20 protein-coding genes and 2 pseudogenes are annotated in these 25,307 nt (G+C 49.7%); 15 read left to right on the forward strand and 7 right to left on the reverse strand.

Annotated elements, in window-relative coordinates:
- The first annotated feature begins 128 nt into the window (after window positions 1-128).
- The 3 genes from pepA (at window position 129) to valS (ending at window position 5,072) form a co-directional block, all read left to right on the forward strand.
- The gene (gene pepA, locus ACJHWR_RS04305) at window positions 129-1,640 is read left to right on the forward strand and encodes a leucyl aminopeptidase (RefSeq protein WP_000397144.1); all 1,512 of its coding nucleotides are present in this window, start codon (window positions 129-131) and stop codon (window positions 1,638-1,640) included.
- Window positions 1,641-1,773: 133 nt separating this feature from the next.
- Window positions 1,774-2,217, forward strand: a complete 444-nt coding sequence (gene holC, locus ACJHWR_RS04310; RefSeq protein ID WP_000786399.1) for a DNA polymerase III subunit chi — start codon at window positions 1,774-1,776, stop codon at window positions 2,215-2,217.
- Complete coding sequence (valS, locus tag ACJHWR_RS04315; protein WP_000416392.1) at window positions 2,217-5,072, forward strand: valine--tRNA ligase; 2,856 nt, start codon at window positions 2,217-2,219, stop codon at window positions 5,070-5,072. The genes holC and valS overlap by 1 nt, the downstream gene beginning before the upstream one ends.
- 53 nt (window positions 5,073-5,125) lie before the next feature.
- Here the strand turns inward: valS and ACJHWR_RS04320 are convergent, their stop codons facing one another.
- Window positions 5,126-6,322 (reverse strand): YjgN family protein, encoded by a 1,197-nt coding sequence (locus tag ACJHWR_RS04320; protein ID WP_000079610.1) that lies wholly within the window; start codon window positions 6,320-6,322, stop codon window positions 5,126-5,128.
- 192 nt (window positions 6,323-6,514) lie between these two features.
- Between ACJHWR_RS04320 and ACJHWR_RS04325 the strand changes: the two genes are divergently transcribed.
- Complete coding sequence (locus ACJHWR_RS04325) at window positions 6,515-7,018, forward strand: GNAT family N-acetyltransferase (protein ID WP_001059402.1); 504 nt, start codon at window positions 6,515-6,517, stop codon at window positions 7,016-7,018.
- A 45-nt stretch (window positions 7,019-7,063) separates the two neighbouring features.
- Here the strand turns inward: ACJHWR_RS04325 and rraB are convergent, their stop codons facing one another.
- Window positions 7,064-7,480 (reverse strand): ribonuclease E inhibitor RraB, encoded by a 417-nt coding sequence (rraB, locus tag ACJHWR_RS04330; RefSeq protein WP_000002953.1) that lies wholly within the window; start codon window positions 7,478-7,480, stop codon window positions 7,064-7,066.
- Between the two features lie 161 nt (window positions 7,481-7,641).
- Between rraB and argF the strand changes: the two genes are divergently transcribed.
- Window positions 7,642-8,646, forward strand: coding sequence for an ornithine carbamoyltransferase (argF, locus tag ACJHWR_RS04335; protein WP_000012928.1), 1,005 nt, complete (start codon window positions 7,642-7,644; stop codon window positions 8,644-8,646).
- A gap of 71 nt (window positions 8,647-8,717) precedes the next feature.
- Here the strand turns inward: argF and ACJHWR_RS04340 are convergent.
- From ACJHWR_RS04340 to ACJHWR_RS04350, 3 genes and pseudogenes are all read right to left on the reverse strand, one after another.
- Window positions 8,718-10,371 (reverse strand): annotated as a pseudogene (locus tag ACJHWR_RS04340) (DNA-binding protein).
- Window positions 10,372-10,493: 122 nt separating this feature from the next.
- Window positions 10,494-10,946 (reverse strand): toxin-antitoxin biofilm protein TabA, encoded by a 453-nt coding sequence (gene tabA, locus ACJHWR_RS04345; RefSeq protein ID WP_001315168.1) that lies wholly within the window; start codon window positions 10,944-10,946, stop codon window positions 10,494-10,496.
- A 144-nt stretch (window positions 10,947-11,090) separates the two neighbouring features.
- Window positions 11,091-11,684: a TetR/AcrR family transcriptional regulator gene (locus ACJHWR_RS04350; RefSeq protein WP_000256675.1), complete on the reverse strand. Its 594-nt coding sequence runs from the start codon at window positions 11,682-11,684 to the stop codon at window positions 11,091-11,093.
- A gap of 70 nt (window positions 11,685-11,754) precedes the next feature.
- On the opposite strand from ACJHWR_RS04350, the gene bdcA reads away from it, so the two are divergent.
- From bdcA to ridA, 6 genes are all read left to right on the forward strand, one after another.
- Window positions 11,755-12,468 carry an SDR family oxidoreductase gene (gene bdcA, locus ACJHWR_RS04355; RefSeq protein ID WP_000500699.1) on the forward strand — a complete coding sequence of 238 codons (714 nt, stop codon included), beginning with the start codon at window positions 11,755-11,757 and terminating at the stop codon, window positions 12,466-12,468.
- Window positions 12,469-12,599: 131 nt separating this feature from the next.
- A complete protein-coding gene (locus tag ACJHWR_RS04360; RefSeq protein WP_000230273.1) occupies window positions 12,600-12,995 on the forward strand; it encodes a RidA family protein in 396 nt (131 codons plus the stop codon).
- A 280-nt stretch (window positions 12,996-13,275) separates the two neighbouring features.
- Entirely contained in the window at window positions 13,276-13,410 is a 135-nt protein-coding gene (gene pyrL, locus ACJHWR_RS04365) for a pyr operon leader peptide (RefSeq protein WP_001296693.1), read from the forward strand.
- A gap of 3 nt (window positions 13,411-13,413) precedes the next feature.
- The gene (gene pyrB, locus ACJHWR_RS04370; RefSeq protein WP_000013046.1) at window positions 13,414-14,349 is read left to right on the forward strand and encodes an aspartate carbamoyltransferase; all 936 of its coding nucleotides are present in this window, start codon (window positions 13,414-13,416) and stop codon (window positions 14,347-14,349) included.
- Between the two features lie 12 nt (window positions 14,350-14,361).
- Entirely contained in the window at window positions 14,362-14,823 is a 462-nt protein-coding gene (gene pyrI, locus ACJHWR_RS04375; protein ID WP_000148581.1) for an aspartate carbamoyltransferase regulatory subunit, read from the forward strand.
- Window positions 14,824-14,895: 72 nt separating this feature from the next.
- Window positions 14,896-15,282, forward strand: a complete 387-nt coding sequence (gene ridA, locus ACJHWR_RS04380) for a 2-iminobutanoate/2-iminopropanoate deaminase (protein ID WP_000047539.1) — start codon at window positions 14,896-14,898, stop codon at window positions 15,280-15,282.
- A 205-nt stretch (window positions 15,283-15,487) separates the two neighbouring features.
- Here ridA and mgtA read toward each other — a convergent pair whose 3' ends face one another.
- Window positions 15,488-18,184: a magnesium-translocating P-type ATPase gene (gene mgtA, locus ACJHWR_RS04385; protein ID WP_410226671.1), complete on the reverse strand. Its 2,697-nt coding sequence runs from the start codon at window positions 18,182-18,184 to the stop codon at window positions 15,488-15,490.
- A gap of 140 nt (window positions 18,185-18,324) precedes the next feature.
- Window positions 18,325-18,378, reverse strand: a complete 54-nt coding sequence (gene mgtL / locus ACJHWR_RS04390; protein ID WP_001387276.1) for a mgtA regulatory leader peptide MgtL — start codon at window positions 18,376-18,378, stop codon at window positions 18,325-18,327.
- Window positions 18,379-18,559: 181 nt separating this feature from the next.
- Here mgtL and treR point away from each other — a divergent pair.
- The 4 genes and pseudogenes from treR to nrdD form a co-directional block, all read left to right on the forward strand.
- Window positions 18,560-19,510, forward strand: a pseudogene (gene treR / locus ACJHWR_RS04395) (trehalose operon repressor TreR); the annotation flags it as partial.
- 118 nt (window positions 19,511-19,628) lie between these two features.
- Window positions 19,629-21,050, forward strand: a complete 1,422-nt coding sequence (treB, locus tag ACJHWR_RS04400) for a PTS trehalose transporter subunit IIBC (RefSeq protein WP_001299664.1) — start codon at window positions 19,629-19,631, stop codon at window positions 21,048-21,050.
- A 49-nt stretch (window positions 21,051-21,099) separates the two neighbouring features.
- On the forward strand, window positions 21,100-22,755 hold the full coding sequence (gene treC, locus ACJHWR_RS04405; RefSeq protein WP_012311860.1) for an alpha,alpha-phosphotrehalase: 1,656 nt from the start codon (window positions 21,100-21,102) through the stop codon (window positions 22,753-22,755).
- Window positions 22,756-23,148: 393 nt separating this feature from the next.
- Entirely contained in the window at window positions 23,149-25,287 is a 2,139-nt protein-coding gene (nrdD, locus tag ACJHWR_RS04410; protein ID WP_000187798.1) for an anaerobic ribonucleoside-triphosphate reductase, read from the forward strand.
- Window positions 25,288-25,307: the final 20 nt, after the last annotated feature.

The raw sequence follows: 25,307 nt of genomic DNA on the forward strand, positions 1-25,307 counted from the left end.
TGACGTGCCAATGCCGTAATAACGTTAAGATTAACACGAAGTCATCGCAACAGCGGACATGAGTTACGAAAGCTTGCAATTCTATCTGTAGCCACCGCCGTTGTCTTTAAGATTCAGGAGCGTAGTGCATGGAGTTTAGTGTAAAAAGCGGTAGCCCGGAGAAACAGCGGAGTGCCTGCATCGTCGTGGGCGTCTTCGAACCACGTCGCCTTTCTCCGATTGCAGAACAGCTCGATAAAATCAGCGATGGGTACATCAGCGCCCTGCTACGTCGGGGCGAACTGGAAGGAAAACCGGGGCAGACACTGTTGCTGCACCATGTTCCGAATGTACTTTCCGAGCGAATTCTCCTTATTGGTTGCGGCAAAGAACGTGAGCTGGATGAACGTCAGTACAAGCAGGTTATTCAGAAAACCATTAATACGCTGAATGATACTGGCTCAATGGAAGCGGTCTGCTTTCTGACTGAACTGCACGTTAAAGGCCGTAACAACTACTGGAAAGTGCGTCAGGCTGTCGAGACTGCAAAAGAGACGCTCTACAGTTTCGATCAGCTGAAAACGAACAAGAGCGAACCGCGTCGTCCGCTGCGTAAAATGGTGTTCAACGTGCCGACCCGCCGTGAACTGACCAGCGGTGAGCGCGCGATCCAGCACGGTCTGGCGATTGCCGCCGGGATTAAAGCAGCAAAAGATCTCGGCAATATGCCGCCGAATATCTGTAACGCCGCTTACCTCGCTTCACAAGCGCGCCAGCTGGCTGACAGCTACAGCAAGAATGTCATCACCCGCGTTATCGGCGAACAGCAGATGAAAGAGCTGGGGATGCATTCTTATCTGGCGGTCGGTCAGGGTTCGCAGAACGAATCGCTGATGTCGGTGATTGAGTACAAAGGCAACGCGTCGGAAGATGCTCGCCCAATCGTGCTGGTGGGTAAAGGTTTAACCTTCGACTCCGGCGGTATCTCCATCAAGCCTTCAGAAGGCATGGATGAGATGAAGTACGATATGTGCGGCGCGGCGGCGGTTTACGGCGTGATGCGTATGGTCGCGGAGCTGCAACTGCCGATTAACGTTATCGGCGTGCTGGCAGGCTGCGAAAACATGCCTGGCGGGCGTGCCTATCGTCCGGGCGATGTGTTAACCACCATGTCCGGTCAAACCGTTGAAGTGCTGAACACCGATGCCGAAGGCCGCCTGGTACTGTGCGACGTGTTAACTTACGTTGAACGTTTTGAGCCGGAAGCGGTGATTGATGTGGCGACGCTGACCGGTGCCTGCGTGATCGCGCTGGGTCATCATATTACTGGTCTGATGGCGAACCATAATCCGCTGGCCCATGAACTGATTGCCGCGTCTGAACAATCCGGTGACCGCGCATGGCGCTTACCGCTGGGTGACGAGTATCAGGAACAACTGGAGTCCAATTTTGCCGATATGGCGAACATTGGCGGTCGTCCTGGTGGGGCGATTACCGCAGGTTGCTTCCTGTCACGCTTTACCCGTAAGTACAACTGGGCGCACCTGGATATTGCAGGAACCGCCTGGCGTTCTGGTAAAGCAAAAGGCGCAACCGGTCGTCCGGTAGCGTTGCTGGCACAGTTCCTGCTGAATCGCGCTGGGTTTAACGGCGAAGAGTAAGTTTGCGTTTTACCCTCACCCTAACCCTCTCCCTAAGGGAGGGGGAACCGATCGAGCGCAATAGAAATTCATTGCTCATCTTTCAGGGTGAGGAATGCAGCAATATTTAAATCCACCACAAGAAGCCCCATATATGAAAAACGCAACGTTCTACCTTCTGGACAATGACACCACCGTCGATGGCTTAAGCGCCGTTGAGCAACTGGTGTGTGAAATTGCCGCAGAACGTTGGCGCAGCGGTAAGCGCGTACTCATCGCCTGTGAAGATGAAAAGCAGGCTTACCGGCTGGATGAAGCCCTGTGGGCGCGTCCGGCAGAAAGCTTTGTCCCGCATAATTTAGCGGGAGAAGGACCGCGCGGCGGTGCGCCGGTGGAGATCGCCTGGCCGCAAAAACGCAGCAGCAGCCCGCGCGATATATTGATTAGTCTGCGAACAAGCTTTGCAGATTTTGCCACCGCTTTCACAGAAGTGGTAGACTTCGTTCCTTATGAAGATTCTCTGAAACAACTGGCGCGCGAACGCTATAAAGCCTACCGCGTGGCTGGTTTCAACCTGAATACGGCAACCTGGAAATAATGGAAAAGACATATAACCCACAAGATATCGAACAGCCGCTTTACGAGCACTGGGAAAAGCAGGGCTACTTTAAGCCTAATGGCGATGAAAGCCAGGAAAGTTTCTGCATCATGATCCCGCCGCCGAACGTCACCGGCAGTTTGCATATGGGTCACGCCTTCCAGCAAACCATCATGGATACCATGATCCGCTATCAGCGTATGCAGGGTAAAAACACCCTGTGGCAGGTCGGTACTGACCACGCCGGGATCGCTACCCAGATGGTCGTTGAGCGCAAGATTGCCGCAGAAGAAGGTAAAACCCGTCACGATTACGGCCGCGAAGCTTTCATCGACAAAATCTGGGAATGGAAAGCGGAATCCGGCGGCACCATTACCCGTCAGATGCGTCGTCTCGGCAACTCCGTGGACTGGGAGCGTGAACGCTTCACGATGGACGAAGGCCTGTCCAATGCAGTGAAAGAAGTTTTCGTTCGTCTGTATAAAGAAGACCTGATTTACCGTGGCAAACGCCTGGTAAACTGGGACCCGAAACTGCGCACCGCTATCTCCGACCTGGAAGTGGAAAACCGCGAATCGAAAGGTTCGATGTGGCACATCCGCTATCCGCTGGCTGACGGCGCGAAAACCGCAGACGGTAAAGATTATCTGGTGGTTGCGACTACCCGTCCGGAAACCCTGCTGGGCGATACCGGCGTGGCCGTTAACCCGGAAGATCCGCGTTATAAAGATCTGATTGGCAAATATGTCATTCTGCCGCTGGTTAACCGTCGTATTCCGATCGTTGGCGACGAACACGCCGACATGGAAAAAGGCACTGGCTGCGTGAAGATCACCCCAGCGCACGACTTTAACGACTATGAAGTCGGTAAACGTCACGCCCTGCCGATGATCAACATCCTGACCTTTGACGGTGATATCCGTGAAAGCGCCCAGGTGTTCGATACCAAAGGTAACGAATCTGACGTTTATTCCAGCGAAATCCCGGCAGAGTTCCAGAAACTCGAGCGTTTTGCTGCACGTAAAGCCGTCGTTGCTGCGGTTGACGCGCTCGGCCTGCTGGAAGAAATTAAACCGCACGACCTGACCGTTCCTTACGGCGACCGTGGCGGCGTGGTTATCGAACCGATGCTGACCGACCAGTGGTACGTGCGTGCCGATGTACTGGCGAAACCGGCAGTTGAAGCGGTTGAGAACGGCGACATTCAGTTCGTACCGAAGCAGTACGAAAACATGTACTTCTCCTGGATGCGCGATATTCAGGACTGGTGTATCTCTCGTCAGCTATGGTGGGGTCACCGTATCCCGGCATGGTATGACGAAGCGGGTAACGTTTATGTTGGCCGCAACGAAGACGAAGTGCGTAAAGAAAATAACCTCGGTGCTGATGTTGTCCTGCGTCAGGACGAAGACGTTCTCGACACCTGGTTCTCTTCTGCGCTGTGGACCTTCTCTACCCTTGGCTGGCCGGAAAATACCGACGCCCTGCGTCAGTTCCACCCAACCAGCGTGATGGTATCTGGTTTCGACATCATCTTCTTCTGGATTGCCCGCATGATCATGATGACCATGCACTTCATCAAAGATGAAAATGGCAAACCGCAGGTGCCGTTCCACACTGTTTACATGACCGGTCTGATTCGTGACGACGAAGGCCAGAAGATGTCCAAATCCAAGGGTAACGTTATCGACCCGCTGGATATGGTTGACGGTATTTCGCTGCCAGAACTGCTGGAAAAACGTACCGGCAATATGATGCAGCCGCAGCTGGCGGACAAAATCCGTAAGCGCACCGAGAAACAGTTCCCGAACGGCATTGAGCCGCACGGCACCGATGCCCTGCGCTTCACCCTGGCGGCGCTGGCTTCTACCGGTCGTGACATCAACTGGGATATGAAGCGTCTGGAAGGCTACCGTAACTTCTGTAACAAGCTGTGGAACGCCAGCCGCTTTGTGCTGATGAACACAGAAGGTCAGGATTGCGGCTTCAACGGCGGTGAAATGACGCTGTCGCTGGCGGACCGCTGGATTCTGGCGGAGTTCAACCAGACCATCAAAGCGTACCGCGAAGCGCTGGACAGCTTCCGTTTCGATATTGCCGCAGGCATTCTGTATGAATTCACCTGGAACCAGTTCTGTGACTGGTATCTGGAGCTGACCAAGCCGGTAATGAACGGTGGCACCGAAGCCGAACTGCGCGGTACTCGCCATACGCTGGTGACTGTACTGGAAGGTCTGCTGCGCCTCGCGCATCCGATCATTCCGTTCATCACCGAAACCATCTGGCAGCGTGTGAAAGTACTTTGCGGTATCACTGCCGACACCATCATGCTGCAACCGTTCCCGCAGTACGATGCGTCTCAGGTCGATGAAGCCGCACTGGCCGACACCGAGTGGCTGAAGCAGGCGATCGTTGCGGTACGTAACATCCGTGCAGAAATGAACATCGCACCGGGTAAACCGCTGGAGCTGCTGCTGCGTGGTTGCAGCGCGGATGCAGAACGTCGCGTAAATGAAAACCGTGGCTTCCTGCAAACGCTGGCGCGTCTGGAAAGTATCACCGTGCTGCCTGCCGATGACAAAGGTCCGGTTTCCGTTACCAAGATCATCGACGGCGCAGAGCTGCTGATCCCGATGGCTGGCCTCATCAACAAAGAAGATGAGCTGGCGCGTCTGGCGAAAGAAGTGGCGAAGATTGAAGGTGAAATCAGCCGTATCGAGAACAAACTGGCGAACGAAGGCTTTGTCGCCCGCGCACCGGAAGCGGTCATCGCGAAAGAGCGTGAGAAGCTGGAAGGCTATGCAGAAGCGAAAGCGAAGCTGATTGAACAGCAGGCTGTTATCGCCGCGCTGTAATCAACACCGTGATGAAAACGAAGGCCGGAGCATGCGCCGGCCTTTTTTATCTCTTACAGAAATGGTAAAGAAGGCATAACTCCCCGTGAAATACTGGCTAAGAAGCCTTTATCTGGTTGTTCTTCTTTATTGATTAAAGGAAGGTCATCCAAATCGCCCAGCAAATACGTATTTTTTGCCTGCCAGTCAATCATCCATATTTTCAGCAGTGGGTAAGCCAGACCACCCGTAATCCCGGATATCACCACCAACGCACACATGCGATAAAGCATACCGTGGTACGTTAAAGTTGAGCGAAAACGAATACGCCCATCATTCAGTGACAGGTTGCTCATAAAATGATTTCGCAACGACACCGTTAAATAACTGGTGCTAACAGCAATCCCAAAATAATAGATTAACTGCGCGATTATCATTTTACGTTGCATTTCCATAAATTGCTGTAAATTCTCAATATTATCATTTGCATACCCAGAACTATCATACTCATTTAATATTTGATCGAAGATAATATAACCAGCAACAGCGAGAAAAGGTAATAAAGCTAAAAATGCGAGAATGGCATATTTTATACAATATGTAGTATCTAATTTCACCTTGAAACGGTGTATACCGAAACTGGTATTACTCCAGAGAAAACTCATTACCAGACTATATAAAGTGCCATTAAAAATACCAATGGAAACAATACCAACTATTGTCATCAGAACCACAGATATAATAACGCTACTTGAACTATTGGCATGTAGCATCTTTGTCGAGATAAAGAAAACAGTCCCCATCCCAAGGGCCATTAAAATCGGCAAGAAAAAGGTCACCCACCAGAACCCTTTCATAGAGCAATTAAAACTAAATCTTACGCCGTTGAGACTGGTCATCAAGGCCTGATAACGCAGTCCTTTTGCTGCCATAAATATAAGCAAAACCAACAGTGACAAAGTCAAAACACAGCCAATAAGCGGCATATCTGCTGACACTGTCATTAAGATTGCGAAATAGAAAAAAACAAAAACAAGACAACTAACAAAAACATTCCCACCGGTAATCCCATAAGAAAATCGTTGTCCGTTAACTTCCATATTAGCATAGAGATAACGCTTACATTTCATTAATGCCCATGGTAAATAGATACCTAGCGTTATAATCGTTAACAACACATTCACCACACAAATAAGAAAATATCTCTCACCTGTACCATGAAAAACAAACGAATGGGACGGAACATCCATATCATTAATAACTTGAGCCATAAAAATTCCCTGAATTAAAAAATCCATTGATATAATTTATATATACAGACAGTAAAATGTTCTGCCACGTTACAATACTCTTATCAGTAATAGGCTGGCAAAAACTTTATTGCTTTATAAGATGCTTGCGCACGTAAGAAGAGAGTGGTATTAAACAAATGTATAATTACTTTATTTTTATTGGGTTAAACTATGAATAACATTGCGCCGCAATCACCTGTAATGCGTCGCCTGACGCTGCAGGATAATCCTGCTATCGCCCGCGTCATTCGTCAGGTATCCGCCGAATACGGTCTTACCGCTGATAAAGGCTACACCGTCGCCGATCCGAATCTTGACGAGCTGTATCAAGTGTATAGTCAGCCTGGCCATGCATATTGGGTGGTTGAGTACGAGGGTGAAGTGGTCGGCGGCGGTGGGATTGCGCCATTAACCGGGAGTGAGTCGGACATTTGCGAACTGCAAAAGATGTATTTTCTTCCGGCTATTCGCGGTAAAGGGCTAGCGAAAAAACTGGCCTTAATGGCGATGGAGCAGGCACGAGAGATGGGCTTCAAACGCTGCTATCTGGAAACGACCGCTTTTTTAAAGGAAGCCATTGCGCTTTATGAGCATTTGGGCTTTGAGCATATCGACTATGCGCTTGGCTGCACGGGCCATGTCGATTGTGAAGTGCGGATGCTACGCGAACTCTAAAAAAATGCCCGCTAGTATGTGCTATCGGGCATTTTAATCAATTAATTAGTGGCGAACCCCGTCATCGTCTTCATCGACAAAATCTTCATCGTCGCCATCTTCGCCGTTAGGATCTTCAAAGTAAGTGCCCCAACCGTCGTACTCAACGTCAAATTTCTCCGCCAGCGTCATCAGTTGTTCAACCTGGGCATCGATCAGATCGGCATTCAACGCGCACTCGCTGAGGATGTCGCAGCAAATCACGATATCACCATCTTCAACTTCCAGCTCTTCTGGATCGGTCACTTCGTAACCGAGTTTAAACGCTTCAACTGCCGCTTTTTCCAGAGTTTCCAGATCGTCTGCGGAAAGATGGTGTTCGATGGTGTACAGCGCGTCCGGATCGCTGCCATCTTCCAGTAATTCTTCAATAATCAAACGTGTTTCTTCACGCTGTTCTTCCAGTTGTTCCGGGTTTGCCATGGCTCATTCCTCTTAATGTCCTGCCGATACTCTTATTGTCACACACCACTGACATTGCCTCCACCTTTGTGATAAAGATTTATGCTTTAGACTTGCAAATGAATAATAATTCATATAAATTGAATTTTAATTCATTAAGGCGTTAGCCACAGGAGGGATCTATGTCCGGGTTTTATCATAAGCATTTCCTGAAATTACTCGATTTCACGCCAGCTGAACTCAACAGCCTGCTGCAGTTAGCCGCGAAGCTGAAAGCCGATAAGAAAAGCGGTAAAGAAGAAGCCAAACTCACTGGTAAAAACATCGCGCTCATCTTCGAAAAAGACTCGACCCGTACCCGATGCTCTTTCGAAGTTGCCGCATATGACCAGGGTGCTCGTGTTACTTATCTCGGCCCAAGCGGCAGCCAAATTGGTCATAAAGAGTCGATTAAAGACACTGCCCGCGTGCTTGGTCGCATGTATGACGGTATTCAGTATCGCGGCTATGGTCAGGAGATTGTCGAAACACTGGCGGAATACGCTGGCGTGCCGGTATGGAACGGCCTGACCAATGAGTTTCACCCCACGCAGCTGCTGGCGGATCTCCTCACCATGCAGGAGCATTTGCCCGGCAAAACGTTCAACGAAATGACGCTGGTCTATGCAGGTGACGCACGTAACAACATGGGCAATTCGATGCTCGAAGCTGCAGCGCTTACCGGTCTGGATTTGCGTCTGGTCGCGCCACAGGCATGCTGGCCGGAAGCTGCGCTGGTTACGGAATGCCGCGCCCTGGCACAACAAAATGGCGGGAATATTACGCTGACGGAAGATGTAGCTAAAGGAGTTGAAGGTGCTGACTTTATCTATACCGATGTATGGGTGTCGATGGGTGAAGCAAAAGAGAAATGGGCTGAACGCATTGCATTGCTGCGTGATTATCAAGTGAACAGCAAGATGATGCAGTTGACCGGTAACCCGGAGGTCAAATTCCTCCACTGCCTGCCCGCGTTTCATGACGACCAAACGACGCTTGGCAAAAAAATGGCGGAAGAGTTTGGCCTACATGGCGGAATGGAAGTGACTGATGAGGTCTTCGAATCTGCCGCCAGCATTGTATTTGATCAGGCGGAAAACCGCATGCATACCATCAAAGCGGTGATGGTCGCGACGCTCAGTAAATAATTGATATCGCTATAAAGATGCCGGGAAATACAAAAACATCCCGGCGTCACATTATTTTATGCAGTGATAGTTCAATTATTCCACCCCAATTTTTTTATTGCTATACGTAAATCTTCCGGAGGATTTAATTTTCCTAACTGTTCTTCATTAATATATCCATATATATTGATTTTGCCATTCCGGAGGATTTTCATCATTCTTGTTCTAATTTTTAATTCATTACCCATCTTTTCTTCAAAAATCTTAACGACATAACCCGGAAGTTTATTTACAATTTCTTTTGTTTTTTCTTCATCACCATAAACATATCCTAACTCATTAAGATACAGCTGTTCGCCCTCATAACACTTAAGTAATTGATAGAAGTACCACTTAGCAAAATCAGGTTGCTTCATGAAAAAATCCTTCAAAAAAAATATCATTTACTAAAATGCTGACAGGCACTTCATTAAATAGTAACTTAACATCATCAAATAACCTTAGTATTAAGCGTGATTTTTCTTGATTGCTTAAGCTAAAATCATTGACATATGCAACCAACTTATCCCAAATCAATTCCTGTAATTTACGGCTATTTTTATAGGGTTCTTTATCGAGATTGAAAAATAAGGTCTCAGCTATTTTAATTTTAGATTGATCGCAGCTAAAATCTTTAGATTGATCGCGGCTAAAATCAATATGATTTATCACAGAGCATGCATGCTTTATCTTTGCTGAATCATCAAAATATTGCATGCTTTTATTAAAACACCAATCCAGTATTCTTACATCATTAATATATGGGGATTTTAAAAAAGTCTCCAGAATCGAAACGATGACCGGTGCAAGGTTAACTTTTGCATCATCTAAGGAATCAATAAGAATATGAGACAGGTTAACTTTGACGTCATTAATTTCATTGTCAGTAGCTTTTTTATTATTAATAAGATAATTATTTAATACGTTAAGGTCATCTATTTCTTTCAGTATCCCTTTTTTACCCAGCAAGTATGAAATCGATTCATTACATACATAAGGCATTAATAGCAGATGTTCTTTCCTTATTGCTAATAATGCATTATTCAATGGTTTTTCTAATAAATCCGTAATCGTAGAATCAACTGAACCTTTACAACTCACCTGCGAGTTATTTAAGTCATGAGAATTATTTAACTCCTGCGGAATATTTAATAGACGAGCTATTTCCTTGTTAGCTTCGCGTTGGTAACACGCCAGAATCTTGTTAGTAATCAGGTGTAATGAACTCTCATCTTTTCTTTCAAAGGACTTTCCTTCATAACGATTAGTCGAACCATCAGGTTGTTGAAATATAATAGCCGTATGTCCTTGACGAGTCCCCATAGTAGTGATAGTGGAAAGTGTAATTTCTATTTCCACCTTAGATAAATCCGCTCGATCCCCTTCAGGATTATTCATAACAAACTTCATTAACTCACTGCCATCATTATTTTTGATATAAGATGAGGACTCAATATGAGCCATCATATTTCTTCCCGCTTCGTTGGAGCGTTTGCTAAAATCCACATAACCCAGGGTAAATATTTTTACCAAAAACTCCAAAAATGTCTTAGGATCAAGGATATTTCTTGTATTATCCTGCCCCTCGGCATTACGGGCAAAATTATTCATTCCAACACGCCAGGTATTTAAAACTTCACTTTTTTGTTTAAAATTGTCGGCTAATGTAATGTGTTGAAAATAATTCAAATCTGATATTTTGCTCATGACGAACTCCTTGAGTTAATAAGAACGTCTAAGCATTACAAATTTTACTCACAAAAAAATATCAAAAAACGCTCTTTTCACAAACTCGCCGTAAACCTGGAGTTATTTACGGCGAAAAGTCATCACGCCATCAGCATCTTCACTACTGCTTTGCGAACCTGGGCTGGCGCGCCCACTGCGCACAGCGGTTTATGCACTTCCCCCGGATAAAACACAACAAAATCACCTTCATTAAGAATAACTGTTTTCTCATCAACGCCTTCCGGCAAAAATGCGATGTCTTTGTCTGCTAACCAGTCGGTATCCGGGGTGCCTGCAGGTTGCGTGCTGAAGGTCATGCCTTCCTGACCTTTTAACACAATCTGAATGTCGAGATAGCGGGCATGGTACTCCGCACGGCGAGCTTCGTACGGCTCGGTCATATCTTCCGAGATAAGATAAAACAGACGATTGCCTTCGATATCGTGCTTGCCCTTGGGCGTTTCTGCCGTAACGTTTGCTTTGATATGCTCAATCGCCTGGCGTAACTCTTGGGGTAGCCACGGCTGAAGATTATGAATATTTCCGATGATCATCTTTTCCACTCCTTAATTAAAACAATGTTTCATTTCTATCGTTATACGAAAAGATGATCAATTCCGCCAGCCTTAACGCGTGAATTATTGTCTTATCACAACTTATCGGCAGGCGCGTTCCCGCCTTTCGGATCAAGGCCAGCATCACTCCTTGAGAAGAGTTGTTATCGCTTCCCCCGCCATGGCAGCTGTTGCACAGAGTTGTTCGATGGAGTGCCCCTCCCGTGCCTTCGCAGAAAGCCCTGACATCACGGTACTCATAAAATCAGTCACACATTGTGCGCTTTGTGGATGCCGCCTGGCGATATAGTCATAAATGGTCGTTTCTGCGGCGTGATAATATTGAACGGCAATATCACGCGCTTGTGGATCATGACTATGAATACCTTCAAGAACCATACAGCCAGCGCAGCCGCCGTTTTGGCTATATCTGCGCGCCGCTTCTTTTAATACCTCAACCAGGCACTCGCCTACCGGACGATCATCACGAAGAATATCGGCAAGCGGAATAGCTTCCGTACCGACATATTCATTGAGTACACGGCTAAATAACCCAGCCTTACTGCCAAAAGCCGCGTAGAGGCTCGGGGGGTTAATACCAAGATAATCAGTAACTTCAGCAACACTGACAGCATCGAAACCTTTTTGGTGAAAAAGCACTTTTGCCGCAGAGACTGCCTGCTCAGGAGCGAAACGTCTGGGACGACCTGGAACGCGAGATTGTTTTTTAGTGACCATTACAAAACTTGTTGACAGAAAGTTAAAACAGTTTTGTAATGCATGTTACATAATAAATCAAGGAGTCCTTATGGGCGCTTTTACAGGTAAGACAGTTCTCATCCTCGGTGGTAGCCGTGGAATCGGTGCCGCTATCGTACGTCGTTTCGTCACCGATGGAGCCAATGTACGATTCACCTATGCGGGGTCGAAAGATGCCGCTGAACGCCTGGCACATGAGACTGGATCGACAGCAGTATTCACAGATAGTGCTGACAGAGACGCTGTTATTGATGTCGTTCGTAAGAGCGGCGCATTGGATATCCTGGTGGTAAATGCAGGTATTGGCGTCTTTGGCGATGCCCTGGAATTAAATGCCGACGATATTGATCGCCTTTTCAAAATCAATATTCATGCTCCTTATCATGCCTCTGTTGAAGCCGCCCGGCAGATGCCCGAAGGCGGGCGTATCTTAATCATCGGCTCCGTGAATGGCGATCGTATGCCTGTTGCAGGCATGGCTGCTTATGCCGCCAGTAAATCTGCCCTGCAAGGCATGGCGCGCGGGCTGGCCCGTGATTTTGGACCGCGTGCGATCACCATTAACGTCGTCCAGCCAGGACCAATTGATACCGACGCTAATCCCGCCAACGGGCCAATGCGCGATATGTTGCATAGTTTTATGGCCATCAAAAGACATGGGCAACCGGAAGAGGTCGCTGGTATGGTCGCATGGTTAGCAGGGCCAGAAGCCAGTTTTGTTACTGGCGCGATGCATACCATTGATGGCGCATTTGGCGCATAACCGACTACGCTCAATTAAGCCCAGCCATTATCCATGATGTCTGGGTTTTGTTTACTCACGTCGTCCCCCTAAAAGCGGCTCCCGGTAAATATAAATCTTCTGTTCATGTCGTAAATCTTGAGGATAACCAAATGGTAGAAAGAACCGCTGTTTTCCCTGCTGGCCGACATTCACTGTATGCTGAGCATCGTTATTCTGCGGCTATTCGTTCCGGCGATTTGCTGTTTGTTTCCGGGCAAGTAGGAAGTCGAGAGGACGGAACACCAGAACCCGATTTTCAGCAACAAGTCAGACTGGCATTTGATAATTTGCATGCGACCCTGGCTGCTGCGGGATGCACTTTTGACGATATCATTGATGTTACGAGCTTTCATACCGATCCTGAAAAACAATTTGAAGACATCATGACAGTCAAAAATGAAATATTTAGCGCCCCACCTTATCCAAACTGGACGGCGGTGGGTGTTACCTGGCTGGCAGGCTTTGATTTTGAAATTAAAGTGATAGCGCGCATCCCTGAGCTGTAAGCAACAGTGTTAGCCGTGAGTTTTCACACTCCGCCCTATAAGTCGGATGAATGGAATAAAATGCATATCGGATTGGGTGAAAGTGAAAAAGAAAAAAGCAGGAAATGTCTGCAATTATTGATACCGAACGACCGTTCCCCTCCAGAACCATAGAAAATAAAAATGCACATACTTTGACTTTTAATTCAAATAAACCGTTTGCGCTGACAAAATATTGCATCAAATGCTTGCACCGCTTCTGGCTATGAGTATAATGCCGGACAATTTGCCGGGAGGATGTATGGTTCAATGTGTTCGACATTTTGTCTTACCGCGTCTGAAAAAAGACGCTGGCCTGCCGTTTTTCTTCCCGTTGATCACCCATTCCCAGCCCCTCAATCGAGGGGCTTTTTTTTGCCCAGGCGTCAGGAGATAAAAGATGGCTAATCCGCTATATCAGAAACATATCATTTCCATAAACGACCTTAGTCGCGATGACCTTAATCTGGTGCTGGCGACAGCGGCGAAACTGAAAGCAAACCCGCAACCAGAGCTGTTGAAGCACAAAGTCATTGCCAGCTGCTTCTTCGAAGCCTCTACCCGTACCCGCCTCTCTTTCGAAACTTCCATGCACCGCCTGGGTGCCAGCGTGGTGGGCTTCTCCGACAGCGCCAATACATCACTGGGTAAAAAAGGCGAAACGCTGGCCGATACCATTTCGGTTATCAGCACTTACGTCGATGCGATAGTGATGCGTCATCCGCAGGAAGGTGCGGCGCGCCTGGCCACCGAATTTTCCGGCAATGTACCGGTACTGAATGCCGGTGATGGCTCCAACCAACATCCGACGCAAACCTTGCTGGACTTATTCACCATTCAGGAAACCCAGGGGCGTCTGGACAATCTCCACGTCGCAATGGTTGGTGACCTGAAATATGGCCGCACCGTTCACTCCCTGACCCAGGCGCTAGCGAAGTTCGACGGCAACCGTTTTTACTTTATCGCGCCGGATGCGCTGGCAATGCCGCAATACATTCTGGATATGCTCGATGAAAAAGGGATCGCCTGGAGTCTGCACAGCTCTATTGAAGAAGTGATGGCGGAAGTAGACATCCTGTACATGACCCGCGTGCAAAAAGAGCGTCTGGACCCGTCCGAGTACGCCAACGTGAAAGCGCAGTTTGTTCTTCGCGCCAGCGATCTCCACAACGCCAAAGCCAATATGAAAGTGCTGCATCCGCTGCCGCGTGTTGATGAGATTGCCACCGATGTTGATAAAACGCCGCACGCCTGGTACTTCCAGCAGGCAGGCAACGGGATTTTCGCTCGCCAGGCGTTACTGGCACTGGTTCTGAATCGCGATCTGGTACTGTAAGGGGAAATAGAGATGACACACGATAATAAATTGCAGGTTGAAGCTATTAAACGCGGCACGGTAATTGACCATATCCCCGCCCAGATCGGTTTTAAGCTGTTGAGTCTGTTCAAGCTGACCGAAACGGATCAGCGCATCACCATTGGTCTGAATTTGCCTTCTGGCGAGATGGGCCGCAAAGATCTGATCAAAATCGAAAATACCTTTTTAAGTGAGGATCAGGTTGATCAGCTGGCGTTATATGCACCGCAAGCCACGGTTAACCGTATCGACAACTATGAAGTGGTTGGCAAATCGCGTCCCAGTCTGCCAGAGCGCATCGACAATGTGCTGGTCTGCCCGAACAGCAACTGTATCAGCCATGCCGAACCGGTTTCATCCAGCTTTGCCGTGCGAAAACGCGCCAATGATATCGCGCTCAAATGCAAATACTGTGAAAAAGAGTTTTCTCATAATGTGGTGCTGGCCAATTAATTGCGGTTGGTAATAAAAGTCTGGCTCCCTATAATGAGCCAGACTTTTTACCGCTGTAATAAAGGAGAAATCATGAGCAAAACTATCGCGACGGAAAATGCACCGGCAGCTATCGGTCCTTACGTGCAGGGCGTTGATCTGGGCAATATGATTATCACTTCCGGTCAGATCCCGGTAAACCCGAAAACGGGTGAAGTACCGGCAGACGTCGCTGCACAGGCACGTCAGTCGCTGGATAACGTAAAAGCGATCGTCGAAGCCGCTGGCCTGAAAGTGGGCGATATCGTTAAAACCACCGTGTTTGTGAAAGATCTGAACGACTTCGCAACCGTTAATGCTACCTACGAAGCCTTCTTCACCGAACACAACGCCACCTTCCCGGCACGTTCTTGCGTTGAAGTAGCCCGTCTGCCGAAAGACGTGAAGATTGAGATCGAAGCGATCGCTGTTCGTCGCTAATCTTGATGGAAATCCGGGCTATCATGCCCGGATTAAGTCTGATGACAAACGCAAAATCGCCTGATGCGCTACGCTTATCAGGCCTACGTGATTCCTGCAATTTATTGAATTTATTGGCCGGATAAGGCATTTACGCCGCATCCGGCATGAACAAAACTCACTTTGTCTGCAATCTGAATCCGGGCCACCATGCCCAGTTTATTCTTTACTGCCAACCGTAACGACGGCTATAGAACCCTTTCACCAACTGGGTTAACGTCATATACCCTGCCAGAATCGCAACCAGCCACGGGAAATAGCTTAACGGCAGCGCCTGCAGTTGCAGATAACTGGCCAGCGGTGAAAAAGGCAATGCGATCCCGACAATCATCACGATCACGGTCATGATCATTAACGGCCACGATGCACAGCTCTGAATAAACGGTACACGACGGGTGCGGATCATATGCACAATCAGCGTTTGCGACAGTAAGCCCACCACAAACCAGCCCGACTGGAACAGCGTTTGCGTTTCCGGCGTGTTGGCATGGAATACCCACCACATCAGGCAAAACGTCAGAATATCGAAGATCGAGCTGATCGGTCCGAAGAAGATCATAAAGCGCCCCAGATCCGCCGGATTCCAACGCTGCGGCTTTTGAATTTGCTCGTCGTCGACGTTATCAAACGGGATCGCCACCTGTGACACATCGTACAGCAGGTTCTGAATAAGCAAGTGTAACGGCAACATCGGCAGGAAGGGCAAGAAAGCACTCGCCACCAGCACGCTGAACACATTACCGAAGTTAGAGCTCGCCGTCATTTTGATGTATTTCAGCATGTTGGCGAAAGTGCGACGTCCCTCAATAACCCCCTCTTCCAGCACCATCAGGCTTTTTTCCAGCAGGATGATATCAGCCGCTTCACGGGCAATATCTACCGCGCCGTCCACAGAAATGCCGATATCCGCAGCACGTAAGGCGGGCGCATCATTTATACCATCGCCCATAAAGCCAACCACATGCCCTTCGCGCTTCAGTAAGGTCACAATGCGTTCTTTATGCATCGGCGTCAGGCGAGCAAACAGCGTGGTGCGCTGTGCGAGATTTGCCAGTTCGTCGTCAGATAGCGTTTCAATATCACTACCAATGACCACCTCTCCCGCGTCCAGCCCCACTTCATGGCACACTTTCGCTGCAACTAACTCACTGTCGCCAGTAAGGATTTTTACGGTAATGCCACTCGCTTTTAATGCCTTCAGTGCCGGAGCAGTTGTCTCTTTTGGCGGATCAAGGAAAGCAATATATCCTTCGAGGATCAGGTCGGATTCATCCGCCCGCTGGTAATCACCTTCACGCGCTGGCAGGTATTTCGTCGCCACCGCAACCACGCGCAGCCCCTGACGATTCAGCGTATCAGTAACCCGCTTAATCTTACGCAGCATGATGTCATCGAGCGGCACAATCTCGCCATTGTGACGCACCTGCGAACACACATTGAGGATTTCCTGCAATGCACCTTTGCAAACCAGCTGATGGTGCTCGGTATTTTCTGCCACTACCACCGACATCCGGCGACGCTCGAAATCAAACGGAATCTCATCGATTTTTTGCCAACGACTGGCCAGCGAGCGCGCTGACTCTTCATCCGTACCTTCGAGCACCGCTGTATCGAGCAGGTTTTTAAGCCCGGTCTGGTAATGACTGTTCAACCACGCACTATGCAGCACGCGTTCGCTAGTTTTACCGGAGATATCGGTATGATTCTCCAGCACAATTTTATCCTGTGTCAGGGTGCCGGTTTTATCAGTGCACAGAATATCCATTGCGCCAAAGTTCTGAATGGCATCCAGATGTTTGACGATCACTTTCTGTTTCGACAACTTGACTGCACCGCGCGCCAGCGTCGAGGTAACAATCATCGGCAACATTTCCGGCGTTAAGCCTACCGCGACCGAAAGCGCAAACAGTGCCGCTTCCCACCAGTCGCCTTTGGTGTAACCATTGATTAACAGCACCACCGGAGCCATCACCAGCATAAAGCGAATCAGCAGCATACTGACGCGGCTGATCCCTTGCTGAAAGGCATTCGGCTCGCTTTCCTGCTCACTAACACGCCCCGCCAGTTGACCAAACCAGGTATTGGCACCTGTGGCAATCACCATTGCTTGTGCCGTGCCGCTCACCACGGTGGTGCCCATAAAACACAGGGTGTCGCACTCCAGCGGATTGCTGTGCTCCGGCTGGCGAGTAGTAGCGGCTTTTTCCACGGGCAGAGACTCACCGGTTAACGACGCCTGAGCGACGAACAGATCCCGCGCCTGCAAGATACGTAAATCTGCCGGGATCATATCCCCTGCCGCCAGTTTTATAATATCGCCGGGCACCAGCTGGTCGATCGGGATCTCCAGCCAGCCATTTTCGCTTTTGTCGTTAATTACGCGCAGCACCGTCGCAGTATTGCTGACCATCGCTTTCAGGGCATCTGCCGCTTTAGTGGAACGTGCTTCCTGAATAAAGTTCAGCAACGTAGAAATAGCGACCATTAGCGCGATAACGCCCGCGGCAAATAAATCTTCCGTGGCGTAAGAAATAGCGCCGAGAATGGTGAGTAAAATATTAAAGGGGTTGCGATAGCAGACCCATAAATGAACCCACCACGGCGACGGTTGTTGTGCGGGTAATTTATTTTCACCATGTTGTTCGCGGGCAGATTCCACTTCCGCCTGATTTAATCCTTCCGGATGGGTGTCGAACGTTTTCCACAATTCTTCTTCGGGCATCACCGCCATTTTCAGGCAATGCGCACTTAAGGACGGCGGGACCGCCGTATTCACTGTCTGCTGCGCGCCAGGCAATGGATCGCGATGAACCAGACGGGAAGGTAAATGGCGAATGAACCGGGTAAAAATTTCTTTAAACATAAGGAGTCCCTCCGCACTGTCTGAAACAGTACAGAAATGTCTTCAGGCGTGGCGAAGCCTTACCTGAAGGTAATAAAGCTGAGCAGGGACGTTAAAACGTCACGGCCTTACGCATCCGGTAACGCCGTGAAAAGACGGGCTTACCGGAAAAGTTTTAATCTCCGTCGAGGGAGAGGCGTGGGATCAGGTTCCATATAACCTCCGGTAAGTGAAAAAAGCGCCGCAAATAATAAGGAGAATCCAATAATATTCGTAGCATCTATGGCGATATAATACCTGCTGGCAACTAAACCAACGATAAACCAGACTTTACCCATTGCTGAATGCACGGGTAAAGTTAGGCTCAAATAATTAAACAACACGTTACGGGACAACAGGATGCAAAATCGGCTGACCATCAAAGACATCGCGCGCTTAAGCGGCGTGGGGAAATCTACGGTTTCCCGGGTGCTGAATAACGAAAGCGGCGTGAGCCAGCGCACGCGCGAGCGTGTTGAAGCAGTGATGAATCAGCATGGATTTTCCCCTTCCCGCTCTGCGCGCGCTATGCGTGGGCAAAGCGATAAAGTGGTCGCCATCATTGTTACCCGTCTGGATTCGTTGTCAGAAAATCTCGCCGTTCAAACCATGCTGCCAGCGTTCTATGAACAAGGTTACGACCCAATCATGATGGAAAGTCAGTTTTCCCCGCAATTAGTTGCCGAACATTTGGGGGTCCTGAAACGGCGTAATATCGACGGCGTAGTGCTGTTCGGTTTTACCGGCATAACAGAAGAAATGTTAGCCCACTGGCAGTCATCGCTGGTTCTGCTGGCGCGTGACGCAAAAGGCTTTGCTTCAGTCTGTTATGACGACGAAGGGGCAATCAAGATCCTGATGCAACGGCTGTATGACCAGGGGCATCGTAATATCAGTTATCTCGGCGTGCCGCATAGTGACGTGACGACCGGTAAGCGACGTCACGAAGCCTACCTGGCGTTCTGCAAAGCGCATAAATTGCATCCCGTTGCCGCTCTGCCAGGGCTTGCTATGAAGCAAGGCTATGAGAACGTAGCAAAAGTGATTACGCCTGAAACTACCGCGTTACTGTGCGCAACCGACACGCTGGCACTTGGCGCAAGTAAATACCTGCAAGAGCAACGCATCGACACCTTGCAACTGGCGAGCGTCGGTAATACACCGTTAATGAAATTCCTCCATCCGGAGATCGTAACCGTAGATCCCGGTTACGCCGAAGCTGGACGCCAGGCGGCCTGCCAGTTGATCGCGCAGGTCACCGGGCGCAGCGAACCGCAACAAATCATCATCCCCGCCACCCTGTCCTGATCGTTTCCTGAACGATAAATTGTGATCTTCGCTGCGTTTCGGGAACGTTCCCGTTTTTAAATTTTTCCGCGCAATATATTCTGCAGCCAACCAAAAATGTCATCTGCCATGGGGCTTTATGATGAGCAAAATAAACCAAACGGATATCGATCGGTTGATTGAACTGGTCGGCGGGCGCGGCAATATTGCGACGGTGAGCCACTGTATTACTCGTCTGCGCTTTGTCCTCAACCAACCGGCCAATGCCAGACCGAAAGAAATTGAGCAACTCCCCATGGTGAAAGGCTGTTTCACCAATGCCGGGCAATTTCAGGTGGTGATTGGCACCAACGTGGGTGATTACTATCAAGCACTGATTGCGTCAACCGGACAGGCGCAGGTTGATAAAGAGCAGGTAAAAAAAGCCGCCCGGCAGAATATGAAATGGCATGAGCAGTTGATCTCTCATTTCGCGGAGATCTTCTTCCCGTTGCTGCCCGCGTTGATTAGTGGTGGTTTGATCCTCGGTTTTCGCAATGTGATCGGCGATTTGCCCATGAGCAACGGTCAAACGCTGGCGCAAATGTACCCTTCCCTGCAAACGATCTACGATTTTCTATGGTTGATCGGTGAAGCGATCTTCTTCTACTTGCCGGTCGGGATTTGCTGGTCAGCGGTGAAAAAAATGGGCGGTACACCGATCCTCGGTATCGTGCTTGGCGTGACACTGGTTTCTCCACAGCTGATGAACGCTTATCTGCTCGGGCAGCAGCTGCCGGAAGTGTGGGACTTTGGCATGTTCAGCATCGCTAAAGTGGGCTATCAGGCGCAGGTGATCCCGGCACTGTTAGCCGGGTTGGCGCTGGGCGTTATTGAAACTCGCCTTAAACGCATCGTACCGGATTACCTCTATCTGGTGGTGGTGCCCGTCTGTTCGCTGATCCTCGCGGTGTTCCTCGCCCATGCGCTGATTGGTCCGTTTGGTCGCATGATTGGCGATGGCGTTGCCTTTGCGGTACGTCACCTGATGACCGGCAGCTTTGCTCCGATTGGCGCGGCATTGTTTGGCTTCCTGTACGCCCCGCTGGTGATCACCGGCGTACACCAGACCACGCTTGCTATTGATTTGCAGATGATTCAAAGCATGGGTGGCACGCCAGTGTGGCCGCTGATTGCGCTGTCGAATATCGCTCAGGGCTCCGCTGTGATAGGTATTATCATTTCCAGCCGCAAGCACAATGAACGCGAGATCTCCGTGCCTGCGGCGATCTCCGCCTGGCTTGGGGTCACTGAGCCTGCAATGTACGGCATCAACCTGAAATATCGCTTCCCGATGCTGTGCGCGATGATTGGTTCTGGTCTGGCAGGATTGCTATGCGGCCTGAACGGCGTTATGGCGAATGGCATCGGCGTAGGCGGCCTGCCGGGAATTCTCTCGATTCAACCGAGCTACTGGCAGGTGTTTGCGCTGGCAATGGCTATCGCCATCATCATCCCGATTGTACTCACCTCGTTTATCTATCAGCGGAAATACCGCCTGGGCACGCTGGACATTGTTTAATTTTCTTCGGGGCGCAATTGCGCCCCCTCGCATTTGCAGGAATAACGTAATGACTCATCTTCCCCACTGGTGGCAAAACGGCGTTATCTACCAGATTTATCCAAAGAGTTTTCAGGACACCACGGGTAGCGGCACCGGCGATTTACGTGGCGTTATCCAGCGCCTGGACTATCTGCATAAACTGGGCGTTGATGCCATCTGGCTAACCCCCTTTTATGTCTCTCCCCAGGTCGATAACGGTTACGACGTAGCAAATTATACGGCGATTGATCCCACCTATGGCACGCTGGACGATTTTGACGAACTGGTGACACAGGCAAAATCGCGTGGGATTCGTATCATTCTCGATATGGTGTTTAACCATACCTCTACCCAACATGCCTGGTTTCGCGAGGCGCTGAACAAAGAAAGCCCTTACCGCCAGTTTTATATCTGGCGCGATGGAGAACCAGAAACGCCACCGAACAACTGGCGTTCAAAATTCGGTGGTAGTGCGTGGCGCTGGCATGCGGAAAGCGAACAGTACTATTTGCATCTCTTTGCACCAGAACAGGCGGATCTCAACTGGGAGAATCCAGCGGTACGCGCAGAGCTGAAAAAAGTCTGTGAGTTCTGGGCCAATCGTGGGGTCGACGGGTTGCGCCTGGATGTGGTGAATCTGATCTCCAAAGATCCGCGTTACCCTGAAGACCTGGATGGCGACGGGCGTCGCTTCTACACCGACGGGCCACGAGCACACGAGTTTTTGCACGAGATGAACCGCGATGTGTTTACGCCACACGGGTTAATGACCGTAGGTGAAATGTCCTCCACCAGCCTTGAGCATTGCCAGCGATACGCGGCACTGACAGGCAGTGAATTGTCGATGACCTTTAATTTTCATCACCTGAAGGTCGATTATCCCGGTGGTGAGAAATGGACGCTGGCTAAACCTGACTTTGTGGCGTTGAAAACATTGTTCCGCCACTGGCAACAAGGAATGCACAACGTGGCATGGAATGCCTTGTTCTGGTGTAACCACGATCAGCCGCGCATTGTTTCTCGCTTTGGTGATGAAGGTGAATACCGCGTGCCTGCGGCAAAAATGCTGGCGATGGTGCTGCATGGCATGCAGGGAACGCCGTATATCTACCAGGGCGAAGAGATTGGCATGACCAACCCACATTTCACGCGCATTACTGACTATCGCGACGTGGAGAGCCTCAATATGTTTGCCGAGCTGCGCAACGATGGTCGTGATGCCGACGAGTTATTGGCAATCCTCGCCAGTAAATCCCGTGACAACAGTCGCACACCCATGCAATGGACCAACGGCGATAATGCCGGGTTTACGGCTGGCGAACCGTGGATTGGCCTGGGCGATAACTATCAGGAAATCAACGTAGAAGCAGCGCTGGCCGATGAGTCCTCGGTGTTTTACACCTACCAAAAGTTAATCGCACTGCGTAAGCAAGAAGCCGTCCTGACATGGGGCGATTACCAGGATCTGCTGCCAAACAGCCCTGTATTGTGGTGCTATCGCCGTGAGTGGAAGGGGCAAACCTTGCTGGTCATTGCCAACCTTAGCCGTGAGACCCAACCCTGGCAGCCAGGGAAAATGCTCGGCAACTGGCAGCTTGTGATGCATAACTACGAAGAAGCCTCACCACAACCCTGTGCCATGACTTTACGGCCTTTTGAGGCTGTCTGGTGGTTACAGAAGTAAATCTTCGCTAAGCCCCGGTAATGCCTGTCATTCCGGGGTTTTGCCTGTCAGCATGTTGTTTTTGTTGATTTTATAATCAAAAAATTCATTAAAAAATTTACATATCGCTGTAGCGCCCGTCATCCGTACGCTCTGCTTTTTACTTTGAGCTACATCAAAAAAAGTTCAAACATCCTTGATGCAAAGCACTATATATAGACTTTAAAATGCGTCCCAACCCAATATGTTGTATTAATCGACTATAATTGCTACTACAGCTCCCCACGAAAAAGGTGCGGCGTTGTGGATAAGCGGATGGCGATTGCGGAAAGCACCGGAAAACGAAACGAAAAAACCGGAAAACGCCTTTCCCAATTTCTGTGGATAACCTGTTCTTAAAAATATGGAGCGATCATGACACCGCATGTGATGAAACGAGACGGCTGCAAAGTGCCGTTTAAATCAGAGCGCATCAAAGAAGCGATTCTGCGTGCAGCTAAAGCAGCGGAAGTCGATGATGCCGATTATTGCGCCACTGTTGCTGCGGTTGTCAGCGAGCAGATGCAGGGCCGCAACCAGGTGGATATCAATGAGATCCAGACCGCAGTTGAAAACCAGCTGATGTCGGGGCCATACAAACAACTGGCTCGTGCTTACATCGAGTACCGTCACGATCGCGACATTGAACGTGAAAAACGCGGTCGCCTGAACCAGGAGATCCGTGGTCTGGTCGAGCAGACCAACTCCTCGTTACTCAACGAAAACGCCAACAAAGACAGCAAGGTGATTCCAACCCAGCGCGACCTGCTGGCCGGGATCGTGGCTAAACACTATGCACGCCAGCACTTGCTGCCGCGTGACGTGGTGCAGGCACATGAGCGTGGCGATATTCACTATCACGATCTCGATTACTCGCCGTTCTTCCCGATGTTCAACTGCATGTTGATCGACCTGAAAGGCATGCTGACCCAGGGCTTTAAGATGGGGAACGCCGAGATTGAACCGCCGAAGTCGATCTCTACGGCAACCGCGGTAACTGCGCAGATTATTGCTCAGGTCGCCAGCCATATTTATGGCGGCACCACCATTAACCGTATCGATGAAGTGCTGGCACCGTTTGTCACCGCCAGCTACAACAAACATCGCAAGACCGCGGAAGAGTGGAACATCCCGGACGCCGAAGGCTACGCTAACTCTCGTACCATCAAAGAGTGCTACGATGCCTTCCAGTCGCTGGAGTACGAAGTAAACACCCTGCATACCGCCAACGGTCAAACGCCGTTTGTAACCTTTGGTTTTGGTCTGGGCACCAGCTGGGAATCGCGCCTGATTCAGGAATCGATCCTGCGTAACCGTATCGCAGGCCTCGGTAAAAACCGTAAAACGGCGGTGTTCCCGAAACTGGTGTTTGCGATTCGCGATGGCCTGAACCATAAAAAAGGCGATCCGAACTACGACATCAAACAGCTGGCGCTGGAGTGCGCAAGCAAGCGCATGTATCCGGATATCCTGAACTACGATCAGGTAGTGAAAGTCACCGGTTCGTTTAAAACCCCGATGGGCTGCCGCAGCTTCCTCGGCGTGTGGGAAAATGAAAACGGCGAGCAGATCCACGATGGTCGTAACAACCTCGGCGTGATCAGCCTGAACCTGCCGCGTATTGCTCTGGAGGCAAAAGGCGATGAAGCCACCTTCTGGAAGCTGCTGGATGAACGTCTGGTGCTGGCACGTAAGGCGCTGATGACCCGTATCGCTCGTCTCGAAGGCGTGAAAGCGCGCGTAGCCCCGATCCTCTATATGGAAGGTGCTTGTGGCGTGCGTCTGAATGCTGACGATGATGTTTCTGAAATCTTCAAAAACGGTCGTGCGTCTATTTCGCTGGGTTACATCGGCATCCACGAAACCATTAACGCGCTGTTTGGCGGCGAGCATGTGTATGACAACGAGCAGCTGCGCGCGAAAGGTATCGCCATTGTTGAACGTCTGCGTCAGGCGGTGGATCAGTGGAAAGAAGAAACGGGTTACGGTTTTAGCCTTTACAGCACGCCAAGTGAAAACCTGTGCGACCGCTTCTGCCGTCTCGATACCGCTGAGTTTGGCGTGGTGCCGGGCGTGACTGATAAAGGTTACTACACCAACAGTTTCCACCTCGATGTGGAGAAGAAGGTGAACCCGTACGACAAGATCGACTTTGAAGCGCCTTACCCGCCGCTGGCGAACGGTGGTTTCATTTGCTACGGCGAATATCCAAACATTCAGCACAACCTGAAGGCGCTGGAAGATGTCTGGGATTACAGCTATCAGCATGTACCGTATTACGGCACCAATACGCCGATTGATGAGTGTTACGAGTGTGGTTTTACCGGTGAGTTTGAGTGCACCAGTAAAGGCTTCACCTGCCCGAAATGTGGTAACCATGACGCCTCCCGTGTGTCGGTGACTCGCCGCGTGTGCGGATATTTAGGTAGCCCGGATGCGCGTCCGTTTAACGCTGGTAAGCAGGAAGAAGTTAAGCGCCGCGTTAAACATTTGGGGAATGGGCAGATAGGTTAATCCTTCCCCCTCACCCTAAC

The organism is Escherichia sp. WS568 (assembly GCF_046486085.1).
GTDB lineage: Bacteria > Pseudomonadota > Gammaproteobacteria > Enterobacterales > Enterobacteriaceae > Escherichia > Escherichia coli.